This window comes from Marinobacter sp. (assembly GCF_041984545.1).
Lineage (GTDB): Bacteria > Pseudomonadota > Gammaproteobacteria > Pseudomonadales > Oleiphilaceae > Marinobacter.
Window position 1 is genome coordinate 1 of sequence record NZ_JBHIXV010000008.1, and the last position, 25,550, is coordinate 25,550.

General features: G+C 61.2%; 29 protein-coding genes. 18 read left to right on the forward strand and 11 right to left on the reverse strand.

Features of this window, described 5'->3' with window-relative positions; translation table 11 throughout:
* The first annotated feature begins 181 nt into the window (after positions 1-181).
* Together ACFC20_RS05455 and ACFC20_RS05460 are read left to right on the forward strand one after the other, a co-directional pair.
* The gene (locus tag ACFC20_RS05455; protein ID WP_375192115.1) at positions 182-877 is read left to right on the forward strand and encodes a DUF2059 domain-containing protein; all 696 of its coding nucleotides are present in this window, start codon (positions 182-184) and stop codon (positions 875-877) included.
* 106 nt (positions 878-983) lie between these two features.
* A complete protein-coding gene (locus tag ACFC20_RS05460; RefSeq protein WP_375192116.1) occupies positions 984-2,177 on the forward strand; it encodes a M24 family metallopeptidase in 1,194 nt (397 codons plus the stop codon).
* Here the strand turns inward: ACFC20_RS05460 and ACFC20_RS05465 are convergent.
* Both ACFC20_RS05465 and ACFC20_RS05470 read right to left on the reverse strand, forming a co-directional pair.
* Positions 2,137-3,120 (reverse strand): succinyl-CoA synthetase subunit beta, encoded by a 984-nt coding sequence (locus ACFC20_RS05465; protein WP_375192117.1) that lies wholly within the window; start codon positions 3,118-3,120, stop codon positions 2,137-2,139. The two genes, ACFC20_RS05460 and ACFC20_RS05465, sit on opposite strands and share 41 nt — an antisense overlap.
* Positions 3,120-3,398 (reverse strand): peptidylprolyl isomerase, encoded by a 279-nt coding sequence (locus ACFC20_RS05470; RefSeq protein ID WP_008939100.1) that lies wholly within the window; start codon positions 3,396-3,398, stop codon positions 3,120-3,122. The genes ACFC20_RS05465 and ACFC20_RS05470 overlap by 1 nt, the downstream gene beginning before the upstream one ends.
* Before the next feature lie 203 nt (positions 3,399-3,601).
* On the opposite strand from ACFC20_RS05470, the gene ACFC20_RS05475 reads away from it, so the two are divergent.
* From ACFC20_RS05475 to ACFC20_RS05490, 4 genes are all read left to right on the forward strand, one after another.
* Complete coding sequence (locus tag ACFC20_RS05475; RefSeq protein WP_375192118.1) at positions 3,602-5,188, forward strand: ABC-F family ATPase; 1,587 nt, start codon at positions 3,602-3,604, stop codon at positions 5,186-5,188.
* A 266-nt stretch (positions 5,189-5,454) separates the two neighbouring features.
* Positions 5,455-6,015, forward strand: a complete 561-nt coding sequence (locus tag ACFC20_RS05480) for a DUF1415 domain-containing protein (protein ID WP_375183160.1) — start codon at positions 5,455-5,457, stop codon at positions 6,013-6,015.
* A 4-nt stretch (positions 6,016-6,019) separates the two neighbouring features.
* On the forward strand, positions 6,020-6,751 hold the full coding sequence (locus tag ACFC20_RS05485; RefSeq protein WP_375183159.1) for a spermidine synthase: 732 nt from the start codon (positions 6,020-6,022) through the stop codon (positions 6,749-6,751).
* A 14-nt stretch (positions 6,752-6,765) separates the two neighbouring features.
* Positions 6,766-7,668 carry an NAD-dependent protein deacetylase gene (locus ACFC20_RS05490; RefSeq protein ID WP_375183158.1) on the forward strand — a complete coding sequence of 301 codons (903 nt, stop codon included), beginning with the start codon at positions 6,766-6,768 and terminating at the stop codon, positions 7,666-7,668.
* A gap of 111 nt (positions 7,669-7,779) precedes the next feature.
* Here ACFC20_RS05490 and ACFC20_RS05495 read toward each other — a convergent pair whose 3' ends face one another.
* Both ACFC20_RS05495 and ACFC20_RS05500 read right to left on the reverse strand, forming a co-directional pair.
* A complete protein-coding gene (locus ACFC20_RS05495; RefSeq protein WP_375183157.1) occupies positions 7,780-9,192 on the reverse strand; it encodes a sodium-dependent transporter in 1,413 nt (470 codons plus the stop codon).
* 91 nt (positions 9,193-9,283) lie between these two features.
* Positions 9,284-10,381, reverse strand: coding sequence for a Glu/Leu/Phe/Val dehydrogenase (locus ACFC20_RS05500; RefSeq protein WP_375183156.1), 1,098 nt, complete (start codon positions 10,379-10,381; stop codon positions 9,284-9,286).
* A gap of 327 nt (positions 10,382-10,708) precedes the next feature.
* Between ACFC20_RS05500 and ACFC20_RS05505 the strand changes: the two genes are divergently transcribed.
* The 3 genes from ACFC20_RS05505 to ACFC20_RS05515 all read left to right on the forward strand — a co-directional run bounded on the left by ACFC20_RS05505 (position 10,709) and on the right by ACFC20_RS05515 (position 12,358).
* A complete protein-coding gene (locus tag ACFC20_RS05505; protein WP_375183155.1) occupies positions 10,709-11,251 on the forward strand; it encodes a hypothetical protein in 543 nt (180 codons plus the stop codon).
* Positions 11,252-11,319: 68 nt separating this feature from the next.
* Entirely contained in the window at positions 11,320-12,045 is a 726-nt protein-coding gene (locus tag ACFC20_RS05510; protein WP_375183154.1) for an AzlC family ABC transporter permease, read from the forward strand.
* Positions 12,035-12,358 carry an AzlD family protein gene (locus tag ACFC20_RS05515; protein WP_375183153.1) on the forward strand — a complete coding sequence of 108 codons (324 nt, stop codon included), beginning with the start codon at positions 12,035-12,037 and terminating at the stop codon, positions 12,356-12,358. Before ACFC20_RS05510 ends, ACFC20_RS05515 begins: the two co-directional genes overlap by 11 nt.
* 134 nt (positions 12,359-12,492) lie before the next feature.
* On the opposite strand, the gene ACFC20_RS05520 is transcribed toward ACFC20_RS05515, so the two are convergent.
* Positions 12,493-13,272, reverse strand: a complete 780-nt coding sequence (locus tag ACFC20_RS05520; RefSeq protein ID WP_375192119.1) for a DUF3750 domain-containing protein — start codon at positions 13,270-13,272, stop codon at positions 12,493-12,495.
* 192 nt (positions 13,273-13,464) lie between these two features.
* Here ACFC20_RS05520 and ACFC20_RS05525 point away from each other — a divergent pair, with 192 nt between their 5' ends.
* The 3 genes from ACFC20_RS05525 (at position 13,465) to ACFC20_RS05535 (ending at position 15,669) form a co-directional block, all read left to right on the forward strand.
* Complete coding sequence (locus tag ACFC20_RS05525; RefSeq protein ID WP_091987039.1) at positions 13,465-13,680, forward strand: dodecin; 216 nt, start codon at positions 13,465-13,467, stop codon at positions 13,678-13,680.
* Between the two features lie 67 nt (positions 13,681-13,747).
* A complete protein-coding gene (locus tag ACFC20_RS05530; RefSeq protein ID WP_375192120.1) occupies positions 13,748-14,311 on the forward strand; it encodes an isochorismatase family protein in 564 nt (187 codons plus the stop codon).
* Positions 14,312-14,331: 20 nt separating this feature from the next.
* Complete coding sequence (locus tag ACFC20_RS05535) at positions 14,332-15,669, forward strand: nicotinate phosphoribosyltransferase (RefSeq protein ID WP_375192121.1); 1,338 nt, start codon at positions 14,332-14,334, stop codon at positions 15,667-15,669.
* Between the two features lie 27 nt (positions 15,670-15,696).
* On the opposite strand, the gene ACFC20_RS05540 is transcribed toward ACFC20_RS05535, so the two are convergent.
* A complete protein-coding gene (locus ACFC20_RS05540) occupies positions 15,697-16,362 on the reverse strand; it encodes a hypothetical protein (protein WP_375192122.1) in 666 nt (221 codons plus the stop codon).
* A gap of 48 nt (positions 16,363-16,410) precedes the next feature.
* The gene (locus ACFC20_RS05545; RefSeq protein WP_375192123.1) at positions 16,411-17,574 is read right to left on the reverse strand and encodes a GNAT family N-acetyltransferase; all 1,164 of its coding nucleotides are present in this window, start codon (positions 17,572-17,574) and stop codon (positions 16,411-16,413) included.
* 230 nt (positions 17,575-17,804) lie between these two features.
* Between ACFC20_RS05545 and ACFC20_RS05550 the strand changes: the two genes are divergently transcribed.
* Together ACFC20_RS05550 and ACFC20_RS05555 are read left to right on the forward strand one after the other, a co-directional pair.
* Positions 17,805-18,491, forward strand: a complete 687-nt coding sequence (locus ACFC20_RS05550; RefSeq protein ID WP_091987025.1) for a response regulator transcription factor — start codon at positions 17,805-17,807, stop codon at positions 18,489-18,491.
* The gene (locus ACFC20_RS05555) at positions 18,488-19,810 is read left to right on the forward strand and encodes a sensor histidine kinase (protein ID WP_375192124.1); all 1,323 of its coding nucleotides are present in this window, start codon (positions 18,488-18,490) and stop codon (positions 19,808-19,810) included. Before ACFC20_RS05550 ends, ACFC20_RS05555 begins: the two co-directional genes overlap by 4 nt.
* Here ACFC20_RS05555 and ACFC20_RS05560 read toward each other — a convergent pair.
* Positions 19,766-19,966, reverse strand: a complete 201-nt coding sequence (locus ACFC20_RS05560; protein ID WP_375192125.1) for a hypothetical protein — start codon at positions 19,964-19,966, stop codon at positions 19,766-19,768. The two genes, ACFC20_RS05555 and ACFC20_RS05560, sit on opposite strands and share 45 nt — an antisense overlap.
* A gap of 12 nt (positions 19,967-19,978) precedes the next feature.
* Here ACFC20_RS05560 and ACFC20_RS05565 point away from each other — a divergent pair, with 12 nt between their 5' ends.
* The 4 genes from ACFC20_RS05565 to ACFC20_RS05580 all read left to right on the forward strand — a co-directional run bounded on the left by ACFC20_RS05565 (position 19,979) and on the right by ACFC20_RS05580 (position 22,924).
* Positions 19,979-20,584, forward strand: a complete 606-nt coding sequence (locus tag ACFC20_RS05565; protein ID WP_375192126.1) for a YigZ family protein — start codon at positions 19,979-19,981, stop codon at positions 20,582-20,584.
* 78 nt (positions 20,585-20,662) lie between these two features.
* Positions 20,663-21,193 (forward strand): DUF4136 domain-containing protein, encoded by a 531-nt coding sequence (locus ACFC20_RS05570; protein ID WP_375192127.1) that lies wholly within the window; start codon positions 20,663-20,665, stop codon positions 21,191-21,193.
* 34 nt (positions 21,194-21,227) lie between these two features.
* Positions 21,228-21,584: a translation initiation factor Sui1 gene (locus ACFC20_RS05575; protein WP_375192128.1), complete on the forward strand. Its 357-nt coding sequence runs from the start codon at positions 21,228-21,230 to the stop codon at positions 21,582-21,584.
* 86 nt (positions 21,585-21,670) lie between these two features.
* The gene (locus ACFC20_RS05580; protein WP_375192129.1) at positions 21,671-22,924 is read left to right on the forward strand and encodes a D-amino acid dehydrogenase; all 1,254 of its coding nucleotides are present in this window, start codon (positions 21,671-21,673) and stop codon (positions 22,922-22,924) included.
* 59 nt (positions 22,925-22,983) lie between these two features.
* On the opposite strand, the gene ACFC20_RS05585 is transcribed toward ACFC20_RS05580, so the two are convergent.
* From ACFC20_RS05585 to ACFC20_RS05595, 3 genes are all read right to left on the reverse strand, one after another.
* A complete protein-coding gene (locus ACFC20_RS05585) occupies positions 22,984-24,627 on the reverse strand; it encodes a fatty acid--CoA ligase (protein WP_375192130.1) in 1,644 nt (547 codons plus the stop codon).
* Between the two features lie 187 nt (positions 24,628-24,814).
* Positions 24,815-25,096, reverse strand: a complete 282-nt coding sequence (locus tag ACFC20_RS05590; RefSeq protein ID WP_064228261.1) for a pyrimidine/purine nucleoside phosphorylase — start codon at positions 25,094-25,096, stop codon at positions 24,815-24,817.
* A gap of 96 nt (positions 25,097-25,192) precedes the next feature.
* Positions 25,193-25,525, reverse strand: a complete 333-nt coding sequence (locus tag ACFC20_RS05595) for a Na+/H+ antiporter subunit G (RefSeq protein ID WP_375192131.1) — start codon at positions 25,523-25,525, stop codon at positions 25,193-25,195.
* Between the last annotated feature and the right edge of the window lie 25 nt (positions 25,526-25,550).

Genomic DNA, 25,550 nt, shown 5'->3' on the forward strand with positions numbered 1-25,550 from the left:
GGCATTCTGATTGCGGGATTGGAGGGCTATTTGGAGTGTTTATGAAAGATCCGGGCTAGTTAAACCTCTTTTATTCGCCGCTCTGCTCACTGCAGGCGCAGGCACCGTTCACGCGGCACCGGACGCCCGCCAGGTACTGGCGGTTTCACCGATTGACGATATTGTCGCGCAGTACCCGGCCATGATGAGCCAGGGTATCCGCCAGGGACTGAAACAGAGCGGCCAGCTGCCACCGGTGGTGGCGGGCACTATCGGTACTCTCGTCAGTAACAGCTTCAGCGCCGCCGATATTGAGCAGCAGATTGTTGCCGACCTTGGTGAAAAGCTGACCCCGGCCCAGCTGCAGGCCGTACACGACTGGTACCAGACACCGGTGGCCCGTAAGATCTCGGCCGCAGAAATTGCCGCCTCGTCCCCTGAAGCCTGGCAGACCATCCAGGCTCGCGCCCCGGAGCTCAACGAGAGGTTCAAGGGCACCCGGAAAGCGGAGATGTTTGACCGCTTTGATCGCGCCGCCCGGGCAACCGAGAGCGCCGTGGACACCACTATTGCCGTGCAACTCGGGTTGGCCTCGGCGTTGGCCGCCTTCAGCAACGATTCGGCCAACCACGAGCAGCTTCGCCAGCGCATCGAAAGCCAGCGTAGTATGCTCAGCGGCGTGGTTGGGCAACAGGTTTACGACAGTTATCTGTACACCTACGAAAATATCGGCGCCCAGGAACTGGAGCTGTATCTGAAGTTTCTGGAAAGTCCTGCCGGTGCGGCGTTTTCACGGGTAGTGACGAACAGCATCCAGCAGGCCATCACCGAACCGGTCGTCAGTATTGGTCAGCAGATGTCCCGCTTGCTACGGCCGGAGACCTCAACCGGCCAGTGATGGCAGACAATTGGCGTTGCTGGAGGATTTGAACAAACCTCCAATCCGGTCCACGCTCTAGAGAGATCTTCACGGAACTCGCCAGAGCCCAGGCCGGGGGAACGCCATGGACTTCAACGCCTATCAGAACGCCTTGTCCTCGCAGCTTCGGGGATACGAATGCCCGTTCCCGGAGCAGGAGTTTGCCAACCGCCTGGCCCGGGTCCGCGACCGGATGGTGCGGGAGGATTTCGGGGCGCTGCTGCTGACCGACCCCTCCGATATCTTCTATCTTACCGGCTACAGTACCTTCGAGGTCTCCGTGCACGTAGCGCTGGTGGTGACCCATGAGGAGCTGCTCCTGCAGGTGCCGTCCATCGAGATGGGTCCGGCCATGGTGACCACCCGGGTGGCCCGGGTGGTCGGCTACCGTTGGGAGGGGATCGGCGAAGTCCTCGAGCCGCTGGTGCAGGCGCTCAACAACGGTATCGAAACGGTGGGTATTGATGCCTGGCACGGCTCACTGCGCCAGGGCGTTCTGGAAGGTCTCAGGGCGAGAATGCCTTCGACCCGGTTCCAGAACAATGGTGGCCTGCTGAAAAAGGTGCGGATGGTTAAATCCGATGCCGAACTCGACTTTCTCCGGGAGAGTGCCCGTATTACGGCCGAGGGACTGGCTGCAGCGGTGGCCGCCGTTCGCCCCGGCATGACGGACAACGCCATCGCTGCGGTGGGCGCCACCGCCCTGCTGGAAGCGGGTAGCGAATTCATGAGTATGCAGCCGATTGTCACCACCGGCAGGCGCAGCAGCGTGATTCATTGCAATCACCGGCGCACCGTCATCGAGGAGGGCGACCCGGTGTTCCTGGAGTTCGGCGCGGCCTGGCACCGGTACACCGCGCCCATGATGCAGACCGTGGTCGCCGGCGGCCGGCCGTCGGCGGAGATGCAACGGGTCCACGACGGCTGTCGTCGCATCGTGGATAGCCTGCTGGCTACCGTACGCCCGGGCGTCAGCTTCGATCACGCCGCCCAGGAAGCCGAGCGGGCTCTGGCGCCGCTAGCGGATTCGGTGTTCTTCTCCGGGGTATTCGGCTACACCGTGGGCGCGCAGTTTCCGCCATCCTGGGTGGAGGGCTCGGGGTTCATTGCCCGTGGGGGTAACGTCGAGTTCCGGCCCGGCATGGTGTTCCACCTGCCGATATGCCTCCGGATTCCCGGCCAGTGGGGGATTGGCTGCAGCGAAACCATTGTGGTGACCGAGCAGGGGGCCGAAACCCTTACCGAGAATCCGTGGCAGCTTGGCCAGGCGTCCGTATAAGCCGAAGGTCCAACAGGAAGACCGACCGCGGCGCTGGCAGTTGCACCGCAAACAGTCCCAGCCGGCGAATCCGGTCCATGTCCATGCGCCGCTGCCGCGGGGCACTGGCCACCTCTTGCAGGGTCAGTTCGAAAGTATTCAGTCCCGGCGCCAGCGTCAGTTGGGTGTTAAACCGGTCGCCGTAGGCGTTCGTTCCCCGATCATGGGCCACATCATTGATGCGCAGGGTCATTGTCAGTGATTCCGGGTCGGGGTTGAACAGGGTAATGGCCAGCCGGTCGTAGCCTCGCCAGTCCGATGGCAGGTTGTGGAGTGTGACTCCGGAGTAAAGCGCTGTGCCCAGGTCCAGTCGCAGACTGTAGGGGTGCTCGACGGTGTGTTGCCGGGAGAGCACGGGGTTGCCGCCCCAGAAGGGGGCGGGGTTGTCCCGGCCAAAATCATACAGTAGCGGCAGTTGTTGATGGACCTGCCATTGGCGGGCTGCAACCACGCCGGTGGCGCCCAGCTCGAGGCACAGCAACAGCGCGACAATGCCGGCCATCAGACGCTCACCCGGGGTAGCAGGCGCTTCCCGGTACAGCAGCGGTCGCCCGGCCAGGACCAGCCAGCTGCCAATCAGGTTGCGTAGCAGGTCGTGGCCGTCGAGGTCGCGACCATGGCTGGATTGGATCAGTTCAATGACCAACCCGAGCCCAAGCAACACTGCGGTGACCGAAACCCAGAGTCGCCAGCCCCTGAGCCAGCGCCATGGGCCGATGGCCAGAGTCAGCAGTGCGAAAAGAACAAGGTGGCCAAGATTCCAGGCCGATCTGAGGAGGGGCCCCGAAGCCCAGTCCGGGCCGCCGATAAACAGAAAGGGGGCAATCAGCAGAGAGGCGAACCCGGCCAGCAGCGACAGCCGCCGGCCGGGTTCCGGCGCGTGCGCCGGAGGGTCAGAGACCATCAGCTGCGGCTGGTGACTTCCAACAGATGGTAGCCGAACTGGGTCTTGATCGGGCCGATTACGGTGTTGAGCTCACTGTTGAACACGGCCTTGTCGAATTCGGGCACCATCTGTCCCGGGCCGAAGGAGCCCAGGTCGCCGCCGTTGCGGCCGGACGGGCAGGAGGAGTGCTGCTTTGCCACTTCCGCAAAATCCTGACCGCCTTCGATGGCCTTCTTGAGTTCTTCACATTTCGCTTCGCTGTCCACCAGAATGTGGCGTGCTGTTGCCTGAGCCATGTTGATTCTCCTTGGTTCGGCTGAATGGGCCTGTGTTCGGGTTAATGGGATGATCAGAACCGGAATGCTGCCCGCACAGCTCGCCGGAGGCAAGCGCTTTTTATCCGTGTTTCTGCGGCCTCACGGTGAGCCCGGCAAACCTGTACAATGCCGGCTTTCGTTTCGCCGGCGCCTCGCTGGCCCCACATCGACAGGTTTGCTTCTTGATCTCCACCGCCAACATCACCATGCAGTTCGGGGCCAAGCCCCTGTTTGAGAACGTCTCCGCCAAATTCGGCAACGGCAACCGCTACGGTTTGATCGGGGCTAACGGCTGCGGCAAGTCCACACTGATGAAAATCCTCGGTGGCGATCTTGAGCCCTCGGCCGGCCAGGTCATGCTCGAGCCCAACACCCGCCTGGGTAAACTGCGCCAGGATCAGTTCGCCTACGAGGACTGCTCGGTGATTGATACCGTGATCATGGGCCATGAAGAGCTGTGGAATGTCAAGAAAGAACGGGACCGCATCTACTCCCTGCCGGAGATGAGCGAGGAAGACGGCATGGCCGTGGCCGACCTGGAAGTGCAGTTCGCCGAGATGGACGGTTACACCGCTGAATCCCGGGCCGGCGAGTTGCTGCTGGGCCTGGATATCCCGCTAGAGCAGCACAACGGTCCCATGAGTGCCCTGGCGCCGGGCTGGAAACTGCGGGTGCTGCTCGCCCAGGCCCTGTTCTCCGATCCGGACGTGCTGCTGTTGGACGAGCCCACCAACCACCTGGACATCAACACCATCCGCTGGCTGGAAAACATCCTGGTGGCCCGCAACAGCACCATGATTATCATCTCCCACGACCGTCATTTCCTGAACAGCGTGTGTACCCACATGGCGGACCTGGATTACGGCGAGCTGCGCCTGTTTCCGGGTAATTACGACGAATACATGACAGCTGCGACCCAGGCCCGTGAACGCATGCTGGCGGACAACGCCAAGAAGAAGGCACAGATTGCCGAGTTGCAGCAGTTCGTCAGCCGCTTCTCGGCCAACGCCTCCAAGGCCAAGCAGGCTACTTCCCGGGCCCGCCAGATCGACAAGATCCAGCTGGAGGAGGTGAAACCCTCTAGCCGGGTGAGTCCGTTCATCCGGTTCGAGCAGGGCAAGAAGCTGCACCGCCAGGCCGTGACCGTGAAAGATCTCTACAAGGGCTTCGGCGAGGAGTGTGTGCTGTCGAAGCTGAACTTCCAGATCGAAGCCGGCGAGCGTGTCGCCATCATTGGCCCCAACGGCATCGGCAAGACCACACTGCTGCAATGCCTTGCCGGCGCCTATGCGCCGGACAGCGGCGAGGTGAAATGGACCGACAGCGCGGAAGTGGGCTATTTCGCGCAGGACCACACCGCGGACTTCGCCGACGACGAAACCCTGACCGACTGGATGGCCCAGTGGACCAAGGGTGGCGAGCAGCTGGTGCGCGGCACCCTGGGGCGGATGCTGTTCTCGGGCGACGACATCGGAAAGTCCGTGCGGGTGATCTCGGGTGGTGAGCAGGGCCGGATGCTGTTCGGCAAGCTGATCCTGCAGAAGCCCAATGTGATGCTGCTGGATGAGCCGACCAACCACCTGGACATGGAATCCATTGAGGCGCTGAACCTGGCGCTGGAGAACTATCCGGGGACACTGATTTTCGTGAGCCACGATCGGGAGTTTGTTTCTTCGCTGGCGACGCGGATCATTGAGCTTGGTGCTGATGGGGTTACGGACTTCAGCGGTACTTATGATGATTACCTTCGGAGCCAGGGGTACGTCTGAGACCCAGGCTTGGGCGCCGGCGGTCATGTGGGACTGGCTTTCCAAAACACGCTCCTTGCGGCACATCCATGTGACGCTTGGGCTCCGCCCCTCTGCGCTAAATGCTCCTGCGTCGCGCAGAGGGTCCTGGGCAGGCCGTCCATGGCCTGCCCGTGAAGAGCTTTTCGCTCTTCACCCATGGCTCCGCACAGTTTTGGAAAGCCAGTCCCACACGCCCGCTCCAGCCTGAGAGTAAGCCACCAACAGAACAACGGGCACAGAAGAATATGGTCGAGACCGAGATTATTGCCGCTACCCGCAAATGGGTCGAAGACGTTGTTGTCGGCTACAACCTTTGCCCGTTTGCCAAGCGGGAGCTGATGCGGAACCGTGTGCGGTTTGTTGTGTCGGATGCGGAAACCGAGGACGGACTGCTGCAGGCGTTGCACTCGGAACTTCAGCGGCTGCAAGACGAACCGGAGATCGAGACCACCCTTTTGATTCATCCAGGTGTATTGCAGGCGTTCGGTCCCTACAATGAGTTCCTGGATGCTGCCGATGGCTTGTTGGCGTACCTGGAGATGGAAGGCGTTTACCAGATCGCCAGTTTTCATCCGGAGTACCGGTTTGAGGGTACCGATCCGGATGCGGCGGAGAATTACACCAATCGGTCACCGTTTCCCATGCTGCATCTGTTGAGGGAAGCCAGTCTGGAGGCGGCGATTGATCGTTACCCGGATGTGGATGGAATACCCCGAAGAAACATCGAGTTGATGGATGAATTGGGCGCGGAGAAGATGCGGAGTATTCTGCGTTCGTGTCTTGGCGAATCAGCGCCTGAGGTCTGAACAGATGGGATTGCTTTTCGAACAAATTGACAGTCAGCCTTCTGTGATCGGTGAGATCACGCTGCGCCGGCGCCGGATTCCGGCGATTGGGGACAGGGACATCTATGAGGTGAAACTGGGCGAGGAATTTCTCATGTCCAGCATGTTCGTGGATGCCGAAGTGGCCCTTGCCGACATCGGGCTGGCGGAAACCGAGGGCGAGGACCTGCGGGTAGTCGTGGGTGGTCTTGGCCTGGGTTACACCGCGGTGGCGGCCTTGCGGGAACCTCGCCTGGAGGAGCTGCTGGTGGTTGAATACCTTGAACCCGTTATTGGCTGGCACCAGGCGGAGCAGGTGCCCCTGGGCAAGGACCTGAACGCTGATCCGCGCAGCCGCTATGTGCATGGCAGCTTCTTCGACCTGGCCGTGGCTGATCCGGAGACCGGCGGCTTTGATCCGGAGAATCCCGGCAAGCAATTCGACGCCATTCTGCTGGACATCGACCACTCGCCCCGGGCCTTGCTGCACGATTCCAGTGCCAGCTTCTACACCGAGCCCAATCTCCGCCTGATGGCCCGGCAAATCAAGCCCCGGGGCGTGTTTGCGATGTGGTCCAACGAGGGCGAGGATGCGGAGTTCATGGCCGTGCTGCGGGCGGTGTTTACCGATGTCGCCTGCCATGTCGTATCCTTTTTCAATCCGTTCCAGAACAGGGAATCGTTCAACACCGTGTATGTGGCCCGCAAACCGGGCTGAAAACCGGAGTCTGTATGCCTGTCACCACACACCGTAGCCGACCCTTCAGTACAGATCAGCGCTTGCCGGAGACGGATACGCCGCCGGTGGTCCACGAGCCGGAGGTCGCTGGTGCCATGCTGGCGGAATTCATTCACCGACACCCGCGGCTGATGATTCTGACCGGTGCTGGCGTCAGCACCGACTCTGGCATTCCCGATTACCGGGATGGCGATGGCGCCTGGAAGCGCAAACAGCCGGTTCAGCACCGGGCGTTCATGGAGGATACGCAGACCCGCCAGCGCTACTGGGGCAGGAGCCTGATCGGCTGGCCGGTGATGCGCAATGCCACGCCCAACCCTTCGCATTTTCACATCGCTGACCTGGAGCTGCTGAATCACAGCAGCCTGGTGGTGACCCAGAACGTCGACCGGCTGCACCAGAAAGCCGGCACCCGGGCGGTGCTGGACCTGCATGGCCGTGCCGATGAGGTACTGTGCATGAGCTGCGGCTACCGATGCCCGCGTGACGAGGTTCATGATCGATGCGCAGACCTCAACCCTGGATTCCGGCATTACACCGCCACCACCGCGCCGGATGGCGACGCCGATCTGGACGTGGATTTCTCCGATTTTCGGGTGGCCGGTTGCCCGAAATGCCGGGGAATTCTCAAACCGGACGTGGTTTTCTTCGGTGATTTCGTGCCCAGACAACGCGTTAACGCGGCTCTGGATGCCCTGAAAGCCAGTGACGGGCTGCTGGTGATCGGCTCGTCACTGATGGTCTATTCCGGATTTCGCTTCTGCCGTTACGGCAAGGAGTGGGGCAAACCCATGGCCACCCTGAACCTCGGCCGCACACGGGCTGAGAAACTGGTGGACCTGAAACTCAACAGCCACATTGGCGAGACGCTTCAGGCCGCACTCGATCAGCTCTGAGGGTTCAGGCAAAACCCAGGGTCTTGCGCCACTTACGCAGCAGGAAATTGGTGTCAGTCTGCCCAGGAAGGGAGCCGATGAGGCGGCAGGGCCACCCCATCGGCAAACGGCTCAAACCAGGTTGTAAATGAACACCACGGCTACGGCGACCGGAGTGATGAACCGAAGGGTTACGAACCACAGGTTGAACATGCCGGGCGACAGCGAAAGTTCCTGTTCCATGGCCTCCCGCGACATGATCCAGCCGGCAAAGAGCGCGACCAGCAATCCACCCAGCGGCAACATGATGTTGGCGGTGAAGAAGTCCAGCAAGTCGAAAATGGTCTTGCCTTCGAGCATGGGGATAAAGCCCAGGGGCGCGAAATCGCTCCACAGGTTCAGAGACAGGATCGAGGCAATCCCCAGTGCCCAGCACACGAAGCCTGCGCCCAGTGTACTGACCGTGCGGTTCAGGCCCTGGCGCTCCTCGAGCCATTCCACGATCGGTTCCAGCAGGGAGATACCCGAGGTCCAGGCAGCAAAAATCAGCAACACGAAGAACAGGGTGCCGAACAGCGAGCCCATGGGCATCTGGCCGAAGGCCAGTGGCAGGGTCTGGAAGATCAGGCCGGGGCCTGCGCCGGGTTCAAGGCCATTGGCAAACACAATCGGAAAGATCGCCAGGCCGGCCAGCAGCGCCACGCCAGTGTCAATGATCGATACGGTGATGGATGTGCGGGCAATGGAAATCTTCTTGGGCAGATAGGAGCCGTAAGCCATCATGACCGCCATACCCAGACTCAGGGTGAAGAAGGCGTGGCCCAGGGCCACCAGAATGCCGGAGGTCGTGAGCTTGGAGAAGTCCGGCTGGAACAGGAACGCTGCGGCCTGTCCGAAATGGCCGGTGGTCATGGCATAGCCGACCACAATCAGTAGCAGCACAAACAGGGCCGGCATCAGGATGCTGACGGCCCGTTCAAGGCCTGACCGGACGCCGCGCATCACCACGACCATCACCAGGGCCATGAACAGGGTGTGCCAGGCGAGCAGAGTGGCCGGGTCGCCAAGCAGGCCGGAGAAAATGGCACCGACGGCGTCCGCGGACTGGCCCGCAAGCTGGCCGCTGGCGGTTGTGCCCACGTAGGAAATGGCCCAGCCACCGATCACGGAATAGAACGAGAGAATCAGGAAGCCCGCCAGAATGCCGAGGGCGCCCACCAGCTTCCAGGCCGGCTTCAGTCCGTCCCGCTCGGCAATCAGGCTCAGACTCTTGACCGGGCTGCGGCCGCCCCGGCGCCCGATCATGACCTCCGCCATCATGATGGGAATACCGATGACGGCAATACACAGCAGGTACACCAGAACGAAGGCGCCGCCGCCATTCTCACCGGTCACATACGGAAATTTCCAGATATTGCCAAGGCCGACGGCGGAGCCGGTGGCGGCAAGGATAAAAGCAAGACGTGACGACCAGAGCCCGCGCTTGGCATTGGCGCCTTCGAGGGCCCCGGAATAGCTCGCGGAATCTGAGGAAGTAACAGACATACAGATCTCCTGGAATACTTGTTGTTGTGTCAGGGGTTGGTGAGGGGGCAGAAGAGGGTGTCTGCCCCCGCAGTGGTGCGCCGGTCTGTAATCAGCCGGCGCGGGCCAGCGGATCGGGCGCCAGCCCGGCTCCGGCGGTGTGCTTCTGGAACCGTTCTTCGGCCAGTTCGTTGGCGATTTCCCCGGTCGGGCGCGCCAGGCGGTCGGAACGGTTGAAGATTTCGGTCAGGGTGTCGCCGATGGTATCCACGTGGGCGCGAACCGTCTCTGGAGTGGCTCCGGTGCGCTCGTAGAACACATCGATGATGCCACCGGCGTTGATGGCAAAGTCCGGCGCATAGAGAATGCCCCGATCCCGCAGCATGGCGTCATGCTCCGGGTGCTCCAGCAGGTTGTTGGCAGCGCCGGCGATGATGCCCGCCTGCAGTTGGGGAATACTGTTGTCGTTCAGGACCGCACCCATGGCACAGGGCGCCACCACGTCCACCGGCAGGAACAGGATGTCCTCGGCGCTGGCCGGTCGGGCGCCAAGCTGGTCCACGGCCCGGCGCATGTTGTCCTCGTGGATGTCATAAACCCACAGCTCTGCGCCGGCCTCGGCCAGGTGTTTTGCCAGCCGGAAACCGACGTTGCCAATGCCCTGGACGGCCACCTTCAGGCCTTTCAGATCATTGCGTCCCAGTTTGTGCTTCACGGCGGCCTTCAGGCCAATGAACGTGCCATAGGCGGTTGCCGGCGACGGATCGCCGTTGCTGGGGTTGCCATCAAAACCGGTGCGTGAGGCGATGCCTGCAACGTGCCGGGTGTGCCGGCCCATCACCTTGAGGTCAGGTACGCTGGTGCCTGAATCTTCGGCGGCGATGTACTGGCCGCCCAAGCGTTCCAGATGGCGCCCCATGGCTTCCATCATGGCCTCGGTCTTGTGCTTGCGCGGGTCGCCAACGATCACGGACTTGCCGCCGCCCAGGTCGAGGTTGGCGAGGGCCGATTTGTAGGTCATACCACGGGACAGGCGCAGCACGTCGCGCAGGGCTTCCTCATCGGAAGCGTAGGGAAACATCCGGCAGCCGCCGAGGGCAGGCCCCCGCGAGGTGTTATGAATGGCGACGATGGCCTTGAGCCCGGTTTCGGGATCGCAGAAAAAGGACAGATGTTCGTGGTTATCGAACTCGGGATGGCTGAAGAGCATGGTGAAATCCTCCCCCACTTGACCGGATCTCGGCATGAGCGGGTGTCTTGTTCTTGTCGACCGGCTTGTGGCCGGCGTTCCGATTTCAGGTGTCCGCTATTCCGATGGGGATCGCCCTTGGAATGATGCCCTTGTGGGACCGGACAGCGTCAAACTAGCTGCATTTAACGTTAACGTCAACATGCAAAAGCGAACGATTAGACATCAGTGTCATATCAGGTGCTGGCTTATCGTGAAACGTTTCCACCAATCATGGGGTTACCCTGGTTGAGTGATTTATAATCAAGGTGTGTCAGTGACACTCAGTTTCCTGAGAGGAGGCACATCATGAAACGCCTTTTCTATCTGGTAGACTCCATCGACAGTCTGGAGGACATCTCCAACGACCTGCACCAACGTGGAATCACCGATTGGCGGTTCCATATTGTCAGCAAGGACGAGGCCGGCCTTTACACGCATCGGCTGCACTCGGCCAGCGTACTCGACCGTACCGATCTGCCCCGCTTCGTTGAGCGCGGCATGATCATAGGCGCGCTCTTCGCTCTGTTCTTTGTGGCGCCGCTCGCGCTTTGGGGCGATCTGGGCTGGCCGGTGTCGGCATTTGTCGCGATCGGCGCCTTTGCCATTATCGCCGGCGGCTGGCTTGGTGGATTCGGCGGTATCAGTACCGTGAACTATCGCATCCGCAAGTTCCATGGCGATATCGAGGCGGGTCGCCACCTGGTGATGGTGGACGTGCCCAAAGCGGACATGGACGAGATGAAGGAGTTGATGGCCAGGAACCATCCGGAAGCCAGACTCCAGGGTGCGGGCAGCAGCTTCAACAACCCCTTCGCTGCTGGCGACGGACGCGTTCACGTCGTCCATTAGTCGCATGCCGGTGGTTTCTTCGGGAACTACCTATACGCGTACCGGGGAAACTGGCCTAGTTTCCCCGGATGTCTGTCGCTTCCTATCCTTATCAGCTTCAGCCGGCCCGGGTACGGGTAGAATTTTTCCGGCTGCTTCCCATCTCGTTGTTCGTGGTGGCGTTTGGTGCTGCGTTCGGATTGGCGGCGACCCAGAAGGGCCTCGAGCCTCTGCAGGCGATGCTGATGAGCGCCACGGTCTTTGCCGGCGCCTCCCAGTTTGCTGCCGTGGATATGTGGGGCGCCGAGGTAGCCCTGCTGCCGATGATGGCCGTCGTGTTTGCCATCAATTCCCGCCATCTGCTCATGGGCGCTTCGCTGTACCCGATGCTCCGGGAGGTCTCCCCGGGTAAACGCTACGGGCTGCTGCTATTGCTTACGGACGCCAACTGGGCGGTCTCGGCCCAGGAATACCAGAGCGGTCGTCGCAACCTGGAAGTGATTCTCGGAGGAGGCCTGGCCCTCTGGCTGGCGTGGATTCTGGGCACCGGCCTGGGCGTCTACTTTGGCGGCCTGCTACAGAACCCGAAAGCCCTGGGCCTGGATATGGTGTTGGGCTGCTTCCTGCTTGCCATGGCCCTTGGCGGCAAGAAATCTCCCAGGGTGCTGGTGGCCTGGTCCGTTGCCGCTCTGGCGTCGCTGGCGGCCTGGAAGTGGCTGCCGGCGAACACTCACGTGGTGGTGGGCGCCCTGGCCGGCGGTGTGATCGGATTCTTCTGGCTGGACAAACCGCCGGGGGGGCGCCATGACCATTGAAACCACGACCGGCGGCATTCTCCTGCTGATCGCCATCATGACGCTGGTTACGCTGGCCACCCGTTTCGGCGGCGTGTTCATCATGTCCTTCGTGAAGATCAATCCCCGGATCGAGAGCTTTATCAACACCATGGCCAGCTCGGTGCTCATCGCCATCATCGTGCCGCTGGCGTTCAGCGGCGATGCCGGCGCGGTGGCTGCTCTGGTGGTGACCGCGGTGATCATGCTGGCCCTGCGCAAACCCCTGCCGGCCATCGCCGCCGGCATAGCTGCTGCCGGGGCGGTTCGCTACCTGGGGGTTGCCAGTTTTTAGCGGTTAACTCCGAGGCAGGTCCGGGCGGGGGCAAGGCTCCCAAAAATGTGCGGAGCCATGGATGGCGGAGCCAAGCGTACACGGATGTATTCACAGCGTTTTTTGGGAGCCTTGCCCCTGCCCGGGCCGTCTGGTTACTGCGCAGCGGGCGTAGGCTCAGGCATTGGATTGGTGTTTCTCAGGGCGAGTTCGCCGATGCCAGGAAGCTTGACGCCAAGGGCCAGGGGATTGATACCGAACGAGAGCCCTAGAAGATTCACTTCAATGCCTTCCCGGAGGCCGGCGAGAAGGCCGAAATAGCCACCGAGCGAGACCTGGTAGCCGGTACCGCCGGGCACTTCCGCAACAATCTGGTCGCCCAGGTAATCCTTGCCAATGGCATGGTTCGGCAGGGCCACATCCAGACCCTCCACTTCCCGAATGACCCAGGCCACGAAGGTGTTGCTGTTGGGGCCGGGCCAGGCTTCGTATTCGGTCGGGTAGGGGTAGGATTCGACCGCCTGATAGATCTGCGGAATCAGTTTCTCGGCCTCTTCGCCCCGGATATCCGCGTACAGCTCCGGCCGGGCGCCATACCAGTGCCGGTCGGGCTCACCCGGGCGAGAATTCACCACGTAGTTCCGCCAGCCGGTGACTTCATGTACCCGGTAGTGGCTGGCACCCTTTTCCTTGGTGGCGATCCAGGTATGGACGGCAAAGTACCCTCGCCAGCTCCACGCCCGGGCCCCGTAGATCTGGATGATCGCTTCCTCGGCTTCCGAGGGCAGAGGCGCGATGCCGGCGCTTTCCCGGGTTGCGGTATGCCAGCTTTCTGCACCGTGGAGCGTGCCGCTGGCGGCGAGAAGCAGCGGCCCGGAAAGTAGCAGCAGGATGGCGCCCAGCATCCAGCCGGTGTATTTCAGCAGTGGCTTCATTAATCCTGTCCAAAAAAGGCAAACCCATGGGACCCGGTGAACACTGGGGAGTTCCCCCGGCCTGAATGAATCGATCTGAGATACGTGAGCCTGCCCCGTGCGGATGAGCGTGAGCCCCGGGGCCCTGGTTTGCTGCCTGCTGGCTTGTCTTCTAGGCTCAAGGGTACAGGCAACCGTTTTTTGGAGGCTTCTATGTCAGACCATCACGTCTACAAGAAAGTGGAAATTGTCGGCTCATCGAAAACCGGGATCGAAGACGCCATTGAAAACGCTCTGGCCGAATGTGGCAAGAGCGTGAAGAACATGGAGTGGTTTGAAGTCACCGAGACCCGGGGCCACATTGTGAACGGCAAGGTGGGCCACTACCAGGTAGTGCTCAAGATCGGTTTCCGTATTGCCGACAGCTAGTAACCAGACTGGACACCAGTAGGCCACAACCGATGTTCTGAACCGTGGAGCCCCAAGGAGGTGTGACATGGCTAAAGAACAGCACAGGATTGAACATTCCGCCCTGTTGCTGGTGGACATACAGAACGACTTCTGTGAAGGGGGCAGCCTGGCTGTTCCCGATGCCAGCGACATCCTGCCCCCGGTCAACAAGCTGATTTCCAAAGCGCAGGCGGCCGGGCAGACCATAATCGCCAGCCGGGACTGGCATACGGTGGATCACGCCAGTTTCGAGGCCCGTGGTGGGCCCTGGCCGCCCCACTGCATTCAGGACACCCCGGGCGCGAAGTTTCATCCGGAGCTTTTACTGCCCGACGACGCGATCCGGGTGAGCAAGGGCACCGGCTTTGATACCGACGCCTACTCTGCTTTTGATGGCACGCAACTCGGTAATTTCCTCAGCCGGCGCGGTATCCGGCACCTGACCATTGTGGGCCTGGCGCTGGATGTCTGTGTCCGCGCCACGGTGCTGGACGCCCTCGACAAGGGCTTCTCGGTCGAACTGTTCGAGGCAGGCACCCGGGCTGCAAAGCCCGAAGAGGCGCAGGATATTCTCGAAGAGCTCCAGCTGGCGGGCGCATCGGTTCACTGACTGGCCAAAGGAGGATTCAGGTGATTCGGCAGCAAGATCTTGCCCTGATGGTGGATCTTTACGAGTTGGCTATGGCCCAGGCCTATTGGTCGGAGGGCATGGCGGACGAGGCTGTTTTCAGTCTGTTTTTCCGGGAGCTGCCGGAGCATCGCAATTTCATACTCGCCTGCGGCCAGCAGCGGGTCGCGGAGGTAATCCGGGACCTGCGGTTCACCCGGGACCACATCGACAGGTTGCGGGAACTTGACCGGTTTGAACCAGAGTTTCTCGAGTGGCTCGCCGGTTTTCGTTTCAGCGGGACTATTCGGGCGGTCGATGAAGGCACGCCGCTCTTTCCCCAGGAGCCGTTTCTTGAGGTGAGGGCACCTGTGGCGGAAGCGCAGCTGCTCGAGAGCCTGGTGATGAACTACGTGCATCTGGAGTCGGTTCTGGCATCAAAGGCGGTGCGCGTGAGGTTTGCCGCCGGGGATTGCCCGGTGGTGGATTTCGGCATGCGCCGAATGCATGGTCTGGATTCGGCGCACCGGGGCGTGCGCGCCTACCGACTGGCCGGGTTGTCCGGAACCAGTAATGTCCTGGCGGGCCTGGACTTCGGAATGCCTGTCAGCGGCACCATGGCCCATAGTTTTGTCCAGTCCCACGACGAGGAGATGGCGGCCTTCCGGGTTTACGCGAAGCTATACCCCGGCACCACACTGCTCGTGGATACCTACGATTCCCGCCGGGCGGTGGGGCGAATTGTAGAGTGGCTCCAGCAGGAACCTGACGTGGACATCGCGGCCATCCGCCTGGACTCAGGAGATCTGGGCGAGGAAGCCGTGGATTGCCGGAAAATTCTCGACGACGCCGGATTCCACCGGATCAAGATTCTGGTGAGCGGCGGTCTCGACGAATACCGTATTGCCGCCCTGAGGGAAAAGGGCGCTCCCATTGATGGCTTTGGCGTTGGTACGGCTATTGGTGCCGCCAGCGACGTTCCCGCCCTGGAGCTGGCCTACAAACTCACCGAGTACGCGGGCAGGCCCAGAATGAAGAATTCCTCCGGCAAGACCTCCTGGCCCGGTGAGAAGCAGGTGTTCCGTCAATACGATGCCGATGGAACGGCAACCGGTGACATCATTGCCGGCGCCCATGAAATCTTTGACGGTGAACCGCTGCTCAAGCCGGTTCTGGAAGCGGGAGAACTGACCCCCGGTGCCATTGCGTCCCTGGATAACCAGGTGCAATCCGCTTCCCGGGCCATCAACGCCCTTGCGCCGGAGCTCCGTGGCCTTGAGCCGGCCAGGCCCCATCCGGTGTCGTTCAGTGATTACCTGCGTCGGTTGCAGGCCGACACCCTCAAAAAAGTGAGTCTCTGATCCGCCTGGCCACAGGCAGCGGCTGGCTCAGGACTGGCGGATGGCCCGTTGCCGGATGGCGGACACCAGTTGATTCATGTGATCCCGGGCTTCGCCCTCGTGCAATGTGTGGCATTTGTCCTGCAGGACGCGTCGGTCGTGGCTTGAAGAGGCGCTGTTGACGTCCTTGAGCAGGTCGAGGTACTGACAGGCGGCAAGATGGGCCTTGATCTCGGTATCGATCAACCGGGTTACCAGTTCGTCCACCGCCTCGTGACAAAAGGGACGATTGCGGTTGAGCAGATTCCTGGCCTCAAGGGCCGCATTGCGTGCCTCCAGTCTCAGCTCTCCGGCGGCTTCGCCAGACTCCACGGCCCGCAGGAACAGTCCCAATCGTTCGTGCAGGTGCCACACCTGGGGCCAGATCTTGCCGTAGGCATCCATTTCGGTGCGGTAGTGCGCCTGATGCAGCGGATTGGCTCCGCCGTTGCTGGCTGCCTCCGGGCCGTGGTTGAACTGGGCCACTCGCAGGTCGTCCACCTCCCGCCAGAGCGTGTCGGATCGTTCCCGCAGGGCATCCAGTCGTTGCTCATGGCGTCGGCGCGCGCCCGAGATCATCGCCAGGGTAATCAGTGCAATCACCAGGGCCGCTCCTGCCATCAGAAGCGGGAGCTGACCCGCTGCGAGCAGGCCGACCAGGGGCTCGGTTTCCATATTGTCGGACCCTCTTTCCGTTCCGGTTCCGGTCTTTCAGTATAGAAGCTACGGCGCTGGCTGCCGAAAAGGCAGGACCGATCGGGCGTCCTCGAAGTAGGCCCGCACATGGTCGGCTTCCTCCCGCGTGAAGTTCCCGATGGCGTCCCGGAAAGCGGGGTGAAGAATGCCGTGCCAGGAATGGGTAATAACCGGCTCGAATCCCCGCACCAGTTTGTGTTCGCCCTGGGCGCCGGCGTCTATGTGGTCCAGGCCTAGCGAGAGCGCCAGCTCGATGCCCTGGTAATAACAGGTTTCGAAGTGCAGGTGGTTGTATTCGTCCAGGCAGCCCCAGTAGCGGCCGTAAAGGGTGGTTTCGCCCGCGAGGAACAGGGCACCGGCGATCATCTCGCCGTCCCGAACCGCCATGATCAGGTGCAGGTGCTCTGGCAACTGCTCACGCAACTGTTCGAAAAACGACCTGTTCAGGTACGCCCGCTGCCCCCGCTTCAGGTAGGTGGCCTGGTAGAACACATGAAAGGCCGCCAGTACGTTATCCGGGATATCCCGGCCGGAGAACCGGGCGAAGGTGATGCCCTGTTCGGCCACCTGCCGGCGCTCCTTGCGGATGGACTTGCGTTTGCGGGAGGTGAGGGCGGCCAGGAAGTCGTCGAACTCGCGGTAGCCGTGGTTGTGCCAGTGGAACTGACAGCCGATCCGGTGCAGGGCGGGGTCGTATGCCAGTAACCGCTGGTCGGCGTCATTCGGGAACAGCAAGTGCCAGGAATGGGCTCCCAGCCGTTCGGTCAGGGTGCCCAGCAGGTCGTGCAGCTGTTCCGGCGTGAGCTGACCGCGCACCTCCGGCTCCAGCAACAGTCGGGGGCCGGTGGAGGGCGTGAAGGGTATGGCTATCAGCAGCTTCGGATAGTAATCCAGACCGTGGCGCTGGTAGGCATCGGCCCAGGCCCAGTCGAACACGTACTCGCCCATGGAGTGGCTTTTCAGGTAGGCGGGAGCCACTCCCACTATCCGTCCGGCCCTGCGGAACACCAGGTGGCTGGGCGCCCAGCCGGTGGCTGCCGTGGTACAGCCGGAGTCCTCGAGTGCCCGGAGAAACTCGTAGCGCAGGAAAGGGTTGCCCTGGCCCGACAGGCGTTGCCAGTCCTGAGGCGGTATGTCGTGGATGCTGCTGCAGGTTTCCAGGGTAAGGGCATGGTCTGTGTGTGCGGGCATGGCAGGGCAAGACTCCTTGATCGTCCTGATACCTTACGTAAAAACCGCGCTCTGATCATCCCGGCCGATAGCAAAGTTGGTTTGGGGGTTGTTGGCGGGGTGATGAACGGCAGTGTAAAGGTTCTGCAAATGAGTCGGGCTGCCGCGCCGGAGACCGCCGCCGGCGTGTTAGACTTCAGGCAGCGAGGCGTGGGGCCGGGTCTGGTGCCCCGCAGTGTGGGAGAGAGAGGATGCAGAGCAGGGTATTGCTGGTTGAGGATGACGCCGAGCTCCGGGAGCTGCTGGCCCGCTACCTCACCAACCAGGGGTTTACCGTCCGCGAAGCCGCCAACGGGCGAGACGGCCTGGCACTGGCTTTGGGCCAGGATTGCGACATTGTGGTTCTGGACATCATGCTGCCGGATATCAGTGGACTGGACGTGCTGCGTGATCTCCGGGCCCGGACACACCTGCCGGTGGTCCTGCTGACAGCGCGGGGTGACGAAACCGATCGGATTGTCGGCTTTGAAGTGGGGGCCGACGATTACATTCCCAAGCCCTGTAATCCCCGGGAGCTGGTGGCAAGACTCCAGGCGCTGTTGCGCCGGATTGCCTGGGACCAGAAGGCAGAAGTTGATGCCACCCGCACCTACGGCGACCTGCGCGTGGAACCGGCCCATCGACGCATCTACCAGAACAACGAGCCGATGGACCTGACCGCAACCGAGTATGAGGTGTTGCAGGTGCTGTTGGCGCACGCCGGAAGCGTGGTGCGCAAGACCGACCTTATGCAGTGGGCTCTTGGCCGGCGGCTGGAGGCCTATGATCGCACTCTGGATATGCACATCAGCAACCTGCGCCGCAAGCTCGGGAGCGACGAACCGCCCCGGATTGAAACGGTGCGCGGGCTCGGCTACAGCTATCGGGTGCCGGAATGAGAGGACGCGTTATTTTTCCCCTGTTCTGGCGCATCTTCCTGTCCATCTGGCTGGCCATGGCGGTAACGGTGGTCGCCAGCAATCTCGCCACCCGCATGCTGCTGGACCAGGAACGCCAGGCCATTGAGCGCCAGGCGGGTCTGCGCGGGCTGGCCGAGCAGGCCATTGCCATCCGGGAAGCGGGAGACCGCGGCGAGGCCTGGCGTTTCCTGAAGGCCGAGGGCGAGCGCCTGGAGCTGCATCTGGTTCTGATTGACCAGGACGAACATGATGGCAAGCTGCCCTCGTTCATTCGTGACCGCATGGAGTCTGGCTGGTATCCCCAGAAGCCGGCTGTCCTTGAGGTCGGGCAAGGGTACCGCCTGGTCGCCTGGCCACGGGTGCAGGGGCCGGGCTGGTTGAATCCACGATTCTTCCGGGCCATCGAGTTCGGGCTGGCCTTCGTCATGATTTCCCTGGCGTGCTGGTGGATTGCCCGCATGGTGTCGCGCCCTCTGCGGCACATGGAAACCACAGCCAGGGCGATTGCCCGCGGGGACAATAAACTCAGAGTCAGCGAAGACATCGCCCGGCGCCGGGACGAGGTCGGGCAACTGGCGGCGGCCTTCAACGCCATGACAGAGCAGCTCTGCAGTCTGCTGGAGCGGCAGAAACACCTGCTCAGGGACATCTCCCACGATCTCCGTACCCCCCTGGCGCGGCAGCGAGTGGCCATTGAACTGGCCAGTGACTCAGGCCCTGACGAGGAGTTGTTGGCCAGCATTCTGCGCCAGAACGAGCGTCTGGAAACCATGACCGGGCAAATCCTGACTCTGTACCGGGTAACCGAGGCCGGCGGCGATATCGAGCGGCAACCGCTGCGACCGGTCCAGGTGGTCAACCAGGTACTGCGGGATGCGGCGGACTATGCCGAGCAGCAGGGCGTGGATTGTCAGCTGGTGGTCTCGCCGGAATCGTCGGGCACCTCTGTGCTGGGCGATGAAGGGCTGCTGCGGCGGGCCATAGACAACATCCTGCAGAACGCGCTGGACCATACGCCACCGGGCAAGGTGGTCCATCTGGATGTGTCGGTGGCAGACGGCTGGCTGGCGCTGGCGTTCGATGACGAGGGTCCGGGCGTACCGCGGGAGCTGCTGGGCCATCTGTTTGAACCCTTCTATCGGGCCGACAAGTCTCGGGGCGGCAAGGGCTGGGGGCTTGGGCTGGCGATCGCCCGGGATATTGTGTCTGCCCATGACGGGCAGATTGAGGCGGAGGCCGGGCAGTGGGGTGGCCTAAGAGTGACGCTTCGGCTTCCGGTGTTCTTCGCAGGTGGTTGATGCGGGTGGCTGATCGCAGGGCTTTAATTCTACGGCGCCGGAAAAGTCGATGCCCTCCTGCAGCTCGTCCTCGTCAAAACGGATGCCGCAGGCCGCCTTGCGAAGCTTTGCCGGCTGTGCGGTTCCCGGTGCGTTGTATTCGTCTTCGGAGGCCATAGGTCGTTGTCCATGAAAAAAGATTACCCCGTGCCCGCAGGATACCTTGAGCGGGAAACGGAAGTGAAGAAAAGCCGTTTCATCGCCCGGGTCGTGCCCGTGGGTTCGCGGGACGAGGTGAAAGACTGGCTGGAGCAGGCGCACCGGGACCATCCCGATGCACGTCATATCTGCTGGGCCTATCAGATTGGCCGGCCTGGCTCCGCGGCCGAGGCAGCCATGAACGACGACGGCGAACCCAGCGGTACAGCCGGCAAACCCATCCTTGGGGTCATCCAGCATAAAGACATGGGGGATGTCCTGGTAATGGTGATCCGCTATTTCGGAGGCATCAAACTGGGTGCCGGCGGCTTGGTGAGAGCCTATGCCGGCGCTGCGGAGGCAGTACTGTCAGCCGTTGACCGGGTGGTTCAGACGCCCATGCTGGAGCTTGGGGTGACTCTGACGTTTGCCGATGAACAACCCCTGAGGCATTGGTGCGACATGCACGGAGCGACTGTGGAGTCGGTTGAGTATGGCGAGCCGGTGCACGCCAGGGTTCGGGTGCCGGAACACCTGCAGGACGCTTTCGCCGACTTCTGTCATGGGCAAAAGCTTGATTACAGTTTGGCAAGGTGACGGATCCCGGGGGCATCGCCCTGCGTTGTCAGGGCGTATAGTGGGAAAAAGCAACAGGCACGAACGAGGACAGACAACATGATGCGTTTTCTGATACTGACAATGTGCGCGATCGCGATGACCGGTTGTGCCAGCAACGTGGTGACCGATTACAACTCCTCTGTGGTGTTCGGGAATTATTCTTCCTGGGCTTTCGCGGATAACCAGAGTTCCTCTTCTTTCACGTCACTGGATGGCAGCCGGATACAACAGGCCATCGAACGGGAATTGAACCGTAAGGCCCTCCGCAAGGTGCCGGCTGCCGAAGCGGACCTGCTGGTAAACTGGCAGATCGTCACCGAAGAACGACTGGAGCAGACCGGGCTTGGCCTTGGTTTCGGTTTCGGCCGTGGTAATTTCGGTTGGGCCCTGTCGGCACCGCCACCCGTGCGTGAGGTTGAGGAAGGCAAGCTGGTGGTGGAGCTGGCAGACAGCGAAACCAAGAACGTGGTCTGGCGCGCGGCCAGTCGTCGTTACCTGAACGAGGATCAGTCCCCCGAGACCCGGCGGAAGTTGATCGATGAGGTGGTCGCCGAGATGTTCAGCAAGTATCCTCCCGGCCTGGACTGAACCACCAGGCAAACGGTGATTAGCGGGGGAGTACATGAAGAAACGATCGGAAGGCGGACTCGTCTTTTCAACGGAGCAGGGGCGCATGTGCCCCGGGTGCCGTCAGCCGGTGGCTGAATGCACCTGCGCCAATGAGTCCCGGCCCGCAGGTGACGGCATTGTGCGGGTTAGCCGGGAGACCAAGGGCCGCAAAGGCAAGGGTGTGACGCTGATAACCGGCATACCCCTTGATGACAAAGCCCTCAAGGCTTACGCCAAGACGCTCAAGGCCAAGTGTGGTACCGGCGGCACCGTAAAGGACGGCGTGGTCGAGATCCAGGGAGACCAGCGGGATCTTCTGGTGCCCTTGCTTGAGCAGAAAGGCTGGACGGTCAAACGCGCAGGTGGCTGATAGTCGGGGCGCAATTGCTCCTCCGCCCCGTTACAATAGCGCCTTCGAGTAGCAAATCTCACGTGTAATACTGACCGGAGGCAAGAATGCACATACTGGTTTTGGGTGCGGGTGTTGTCGGGATAACGACAGCCTGGTTTCTGCAGAAGCAGGGGCATCAGGTAACGGTGGTTGACCGACAGAACCAGTCCGGGCTGGAAACCAGTTATGCCAATGGCGGCCAGATCTCGGTATCCCATGCCGAGCCCTGGGCCAACCCTTCAGCCCCGCTGAAAGTCCTGAAATGGCTGGCCCGTGCCGATGCCCCGCTGTTGTTCCGGCCGAAGCTGGACCCTGCCCAGTGGCGATGGGCACTGTCGTTTCTCGGGGAGTGCACGTCTGCCCGGGCGGCACACAACATTCGGCAGATAGTGAACCTGGGCACCTACAGTCGCGGCAAGCTTCAGGCTCTCAGGAAGGATGCCGGTATAGAATACGAGCACCTGGAAAAGGGCATTCTTCACTTCTACACCAATCCTGCCGAGTTCGAAGCTGCCAGGGAGCCGACTCGGATAATGCAGTCGCTCGGCTGCGATCGCCAGATCATCGATGCCGACCGGGCCATTGAGCTGGAGCCTGCCCTGAAACCCATCCGGAATCGGATTGCCGGCGCCACCTACACCTCCGAGGATGAATCCGGTGATGCCCGGATGTTTACCCAGAACCTGGCCCGGTGCTGCGCAGAAGCAGGCGTGGAATTCCGGTATGGCACACAGATACTGGCTTTTGAACGAGCTGGCGAACGGGTGCTGGGAATACAGACCCTGACCGATGGCCGTTACGAGACGCTGCGGGCAGACGCCTATGTTTTAAGCCTGGGCAGCTATAGCGCTGCACTGGCTCGTCAGCTGGGTATCTTCCTGAACATCTACCCCGCCAAAGGCTACTCCATCACCGTGCCGGTGAAAAATGAAGAGGCGGCGTTCAACGTCAGTCTCACCGATGACGAATACAAACTGGTGTATTCACGGCTTGGCGACCGGATTCGAGTCGCGGGTACGGCCGAACTCAGTGGCTACAGCCGAAACCTGAACTTCACCCGTTGCCGGGCGATTGTCCGCCGTACTGCAGAGGTTATGCCCGAAGCAGGCTACTGGGACCAGGCGGAATTCTGGGCCGGATTGCGGCCAGCGACCCCTTCCAACGTTCCATATATCGGCAAAAGCCACTTCGCCAACCTGTACCTGAACACCGGGCACGGTACCCTGGGCTGGACACATTCGTGCGGCTCGGCGGCGGCACTGGCGGATATTATCGGCGGGCGCAAGCCGGACGTGGATTTTGCGTTTTCGGGGCTCTGAACGTGAAAAGGGGTGAATGATCGCTCATTCACCCCTGCGGATAGCTCGTCCAGGAATCCCTACTTGAGCTGATCCCGGATCAGCTTCTTGTTGATCTTGCCAACACTGGTCTTCGGAATATCCTCCACGAAATCAATCTGCTCGGGGATCGCCCATTTATTGATCTCGCCGCTTTCCACGAATTGCTTCAGGTGGTTCTGGATATCCTCGGCACTGGCTTGCTCACCTGGCTTAAGGGTGACCAGTGCGTGCGGCCGTTCGCCCCACTTTTCGTCGGGCACACCCACCACGGCAGCGCCGGCCACGGCCGGGTGCTGGCTGATCAGGTTTTCCAGGTCCAGTGACGACAGCCACTCACCGCCGGTCTTGATCACGTCCTTGATACGATCCTTGATGGTGATGGTGTTGTCCGGCTCCATGGAGGCAACGTCACCGGTATGAAGCCAGCCACCTTCCCAGAGCTGTTCGCCTTTTTCGGGCTCCTTGAAGTAACCCTGGGTCAGCCAGGGAGCGCGGGCCACGATTTCGCCTTTGGCCTCGCCATCATGGGGCACCGGGCTGCCTTCGGGGTCCACGATTTCCAGCTCAACCATGGGCGTTGCAATGCCGGTCTTTACCCGTTTGGCGGTCTGCTGCTCAAGAGGCAACTCCAGGTCTTCGGGCTTGAGGTGCGACGCGCAGAGCAGCGGACAGGTCTCAGACATGCCGTACGCGGTGTACATCTTGATGCCGAGCCTGGCCCCCGCATCGCACAGGCCTTTGGTCAGTGCGCTGCCGCCAATCAGCACATGCCAGTTGCTCAGGTCCGCGGTCTTGATGGATTCGGTGGCCATCATCATCTGCATAATGGTGGGCACGCAGTGGGAGAAGGTTACTTTATGCTCCTTGATAAGGTCGACCAGCAGCTCCGGCTCATAACGACCGGGGTACACCTGTTTGATGCCCATCATGGTGGCAGCATAGGGCACGCCCCAGGCATGCACGTGGAACATGGGCGTCACCGGCATGTAAACCGACGAGGAGCGCATGAGTGGCATCTCATCGAATGACGCCACTGTGCCTGTCATGGCCAAGGTGTGCAGCACCAGCTGGCGATGGCTGAAGAACACGCCCTTGGGGTTGCCGGTGGTGCCGGTGGTGTAGAAGGTGGTGGCCACGCTGTTTTCATCAAAATCCGGAAAGTCGAATTCTGTGGCCGCCGCGGCCAGCAGCGATTCGTACTCACCGGCGGTATCCAGGCTGGTGGACTTGGGGCTGCTCTCGTCGGTGAGCTGAATGTAGGTTTTCACCGTCTGGATGTCGTCCTTCACGGCCTCCAGAATCGGGAGGAAGTCGTCGTGGACCAGCACCACATCATCCTCGGCGTGATTCATGGTGTAAACAATCTGCTCCGGGGAAAGCCGGATATTGACCGTGTGCAGAATGGCGCCAATCATCGGAATGGCAAAGAAGCACTCCAGGTACCGGGGCGTATCCCAGTCCATCACGGCAACCGTATCACCCGGTTTCACTCCGGCATCTGTCAGCGCGTTTGCCAGGCGGTGAATGCGCTCAACCAGGTCGGTGTAGGTGTATTTGCTGCGGTTTGAGTAAACAATTTCCTGGTCAGGGTTGTACCTGGGGCCTGAGAGCAGGAGTTGCTTGATCAGCAGCGGGTATTCATAGGCGTTTTCAGCCGGGGGGAGAATGCGGGTTTGTGCCATTGCGTGTTTCCTCTTTCCCGTTTGTTGGTCTTGTCTTGAGAAACAGGGGTTAATCTGACACAGATACAGGGAAACAGGAACCGGTGAAGATTAAAAAAACGCAGAGCGAACGATGGCTTGGGGCAGTCTTCGGATTCGCTCTGCGGATGCGCCTTTCAGGGCTTCGGTATTGCTCGTCGGTGCGGAATTACTCGTAGGTGCAAAGGTAAGCGGTATCGATGTCGGTCTTCGCCTTGAAGCTGGCCTGACCCGCTACGTCAAAGCTCTCGCCCGCCCCATAGGTCATCCACTCTTCCATGCCCGGCAGCAGAACGGTCAGTGCGCCGCTGATTACCGTCATGGTTTCCTTCTTGCTGGTGCCGAATTCATACTCGCCCGGGCTGATGACACCAACGGTGGCCGGCAGGGTGGAGGTCTGGAAGGCAATCGACTTGGCTTTGCCGTCAAAATATTCGTTTACTTTCAGCATGGGCTGAGCTCCTTGAATGAGTTTGGGTGGCTACTATACGGCAAAATTCTTCAAGTCCAATGACAAAATTGCCGGTGCCACGCCGGGTGCCCGGATTCACTGCTCCCAGGGCTTGCCCTGGGTACCTTCCATGGTTTTTACCCCGATATGCATGGCCGCTTTGGCAAGAATGTTGGCACTGACCGGCGCTGTCATGAACAGAAACACGGTAATGAGGATTTCTGACACTTCCACCCCCTTGCCGCTGATGCTGAAGAAAATCATCGAACCGATCACGATGGCACCAGCGCCGAGAGTCGTAGCCTTGGTGGGCCCGTGAAGACGGGTAAAGAAATCCGGCAGCCGGGCCAGACCAATGGCTCCGACCAGGGTGAACGCCCCGCCCAAAAGCAGCATGGCCGAGATGATGGTTTCCGCGATCAGGCTCATGGTCAATGTCCTCCACGAGTTGGGT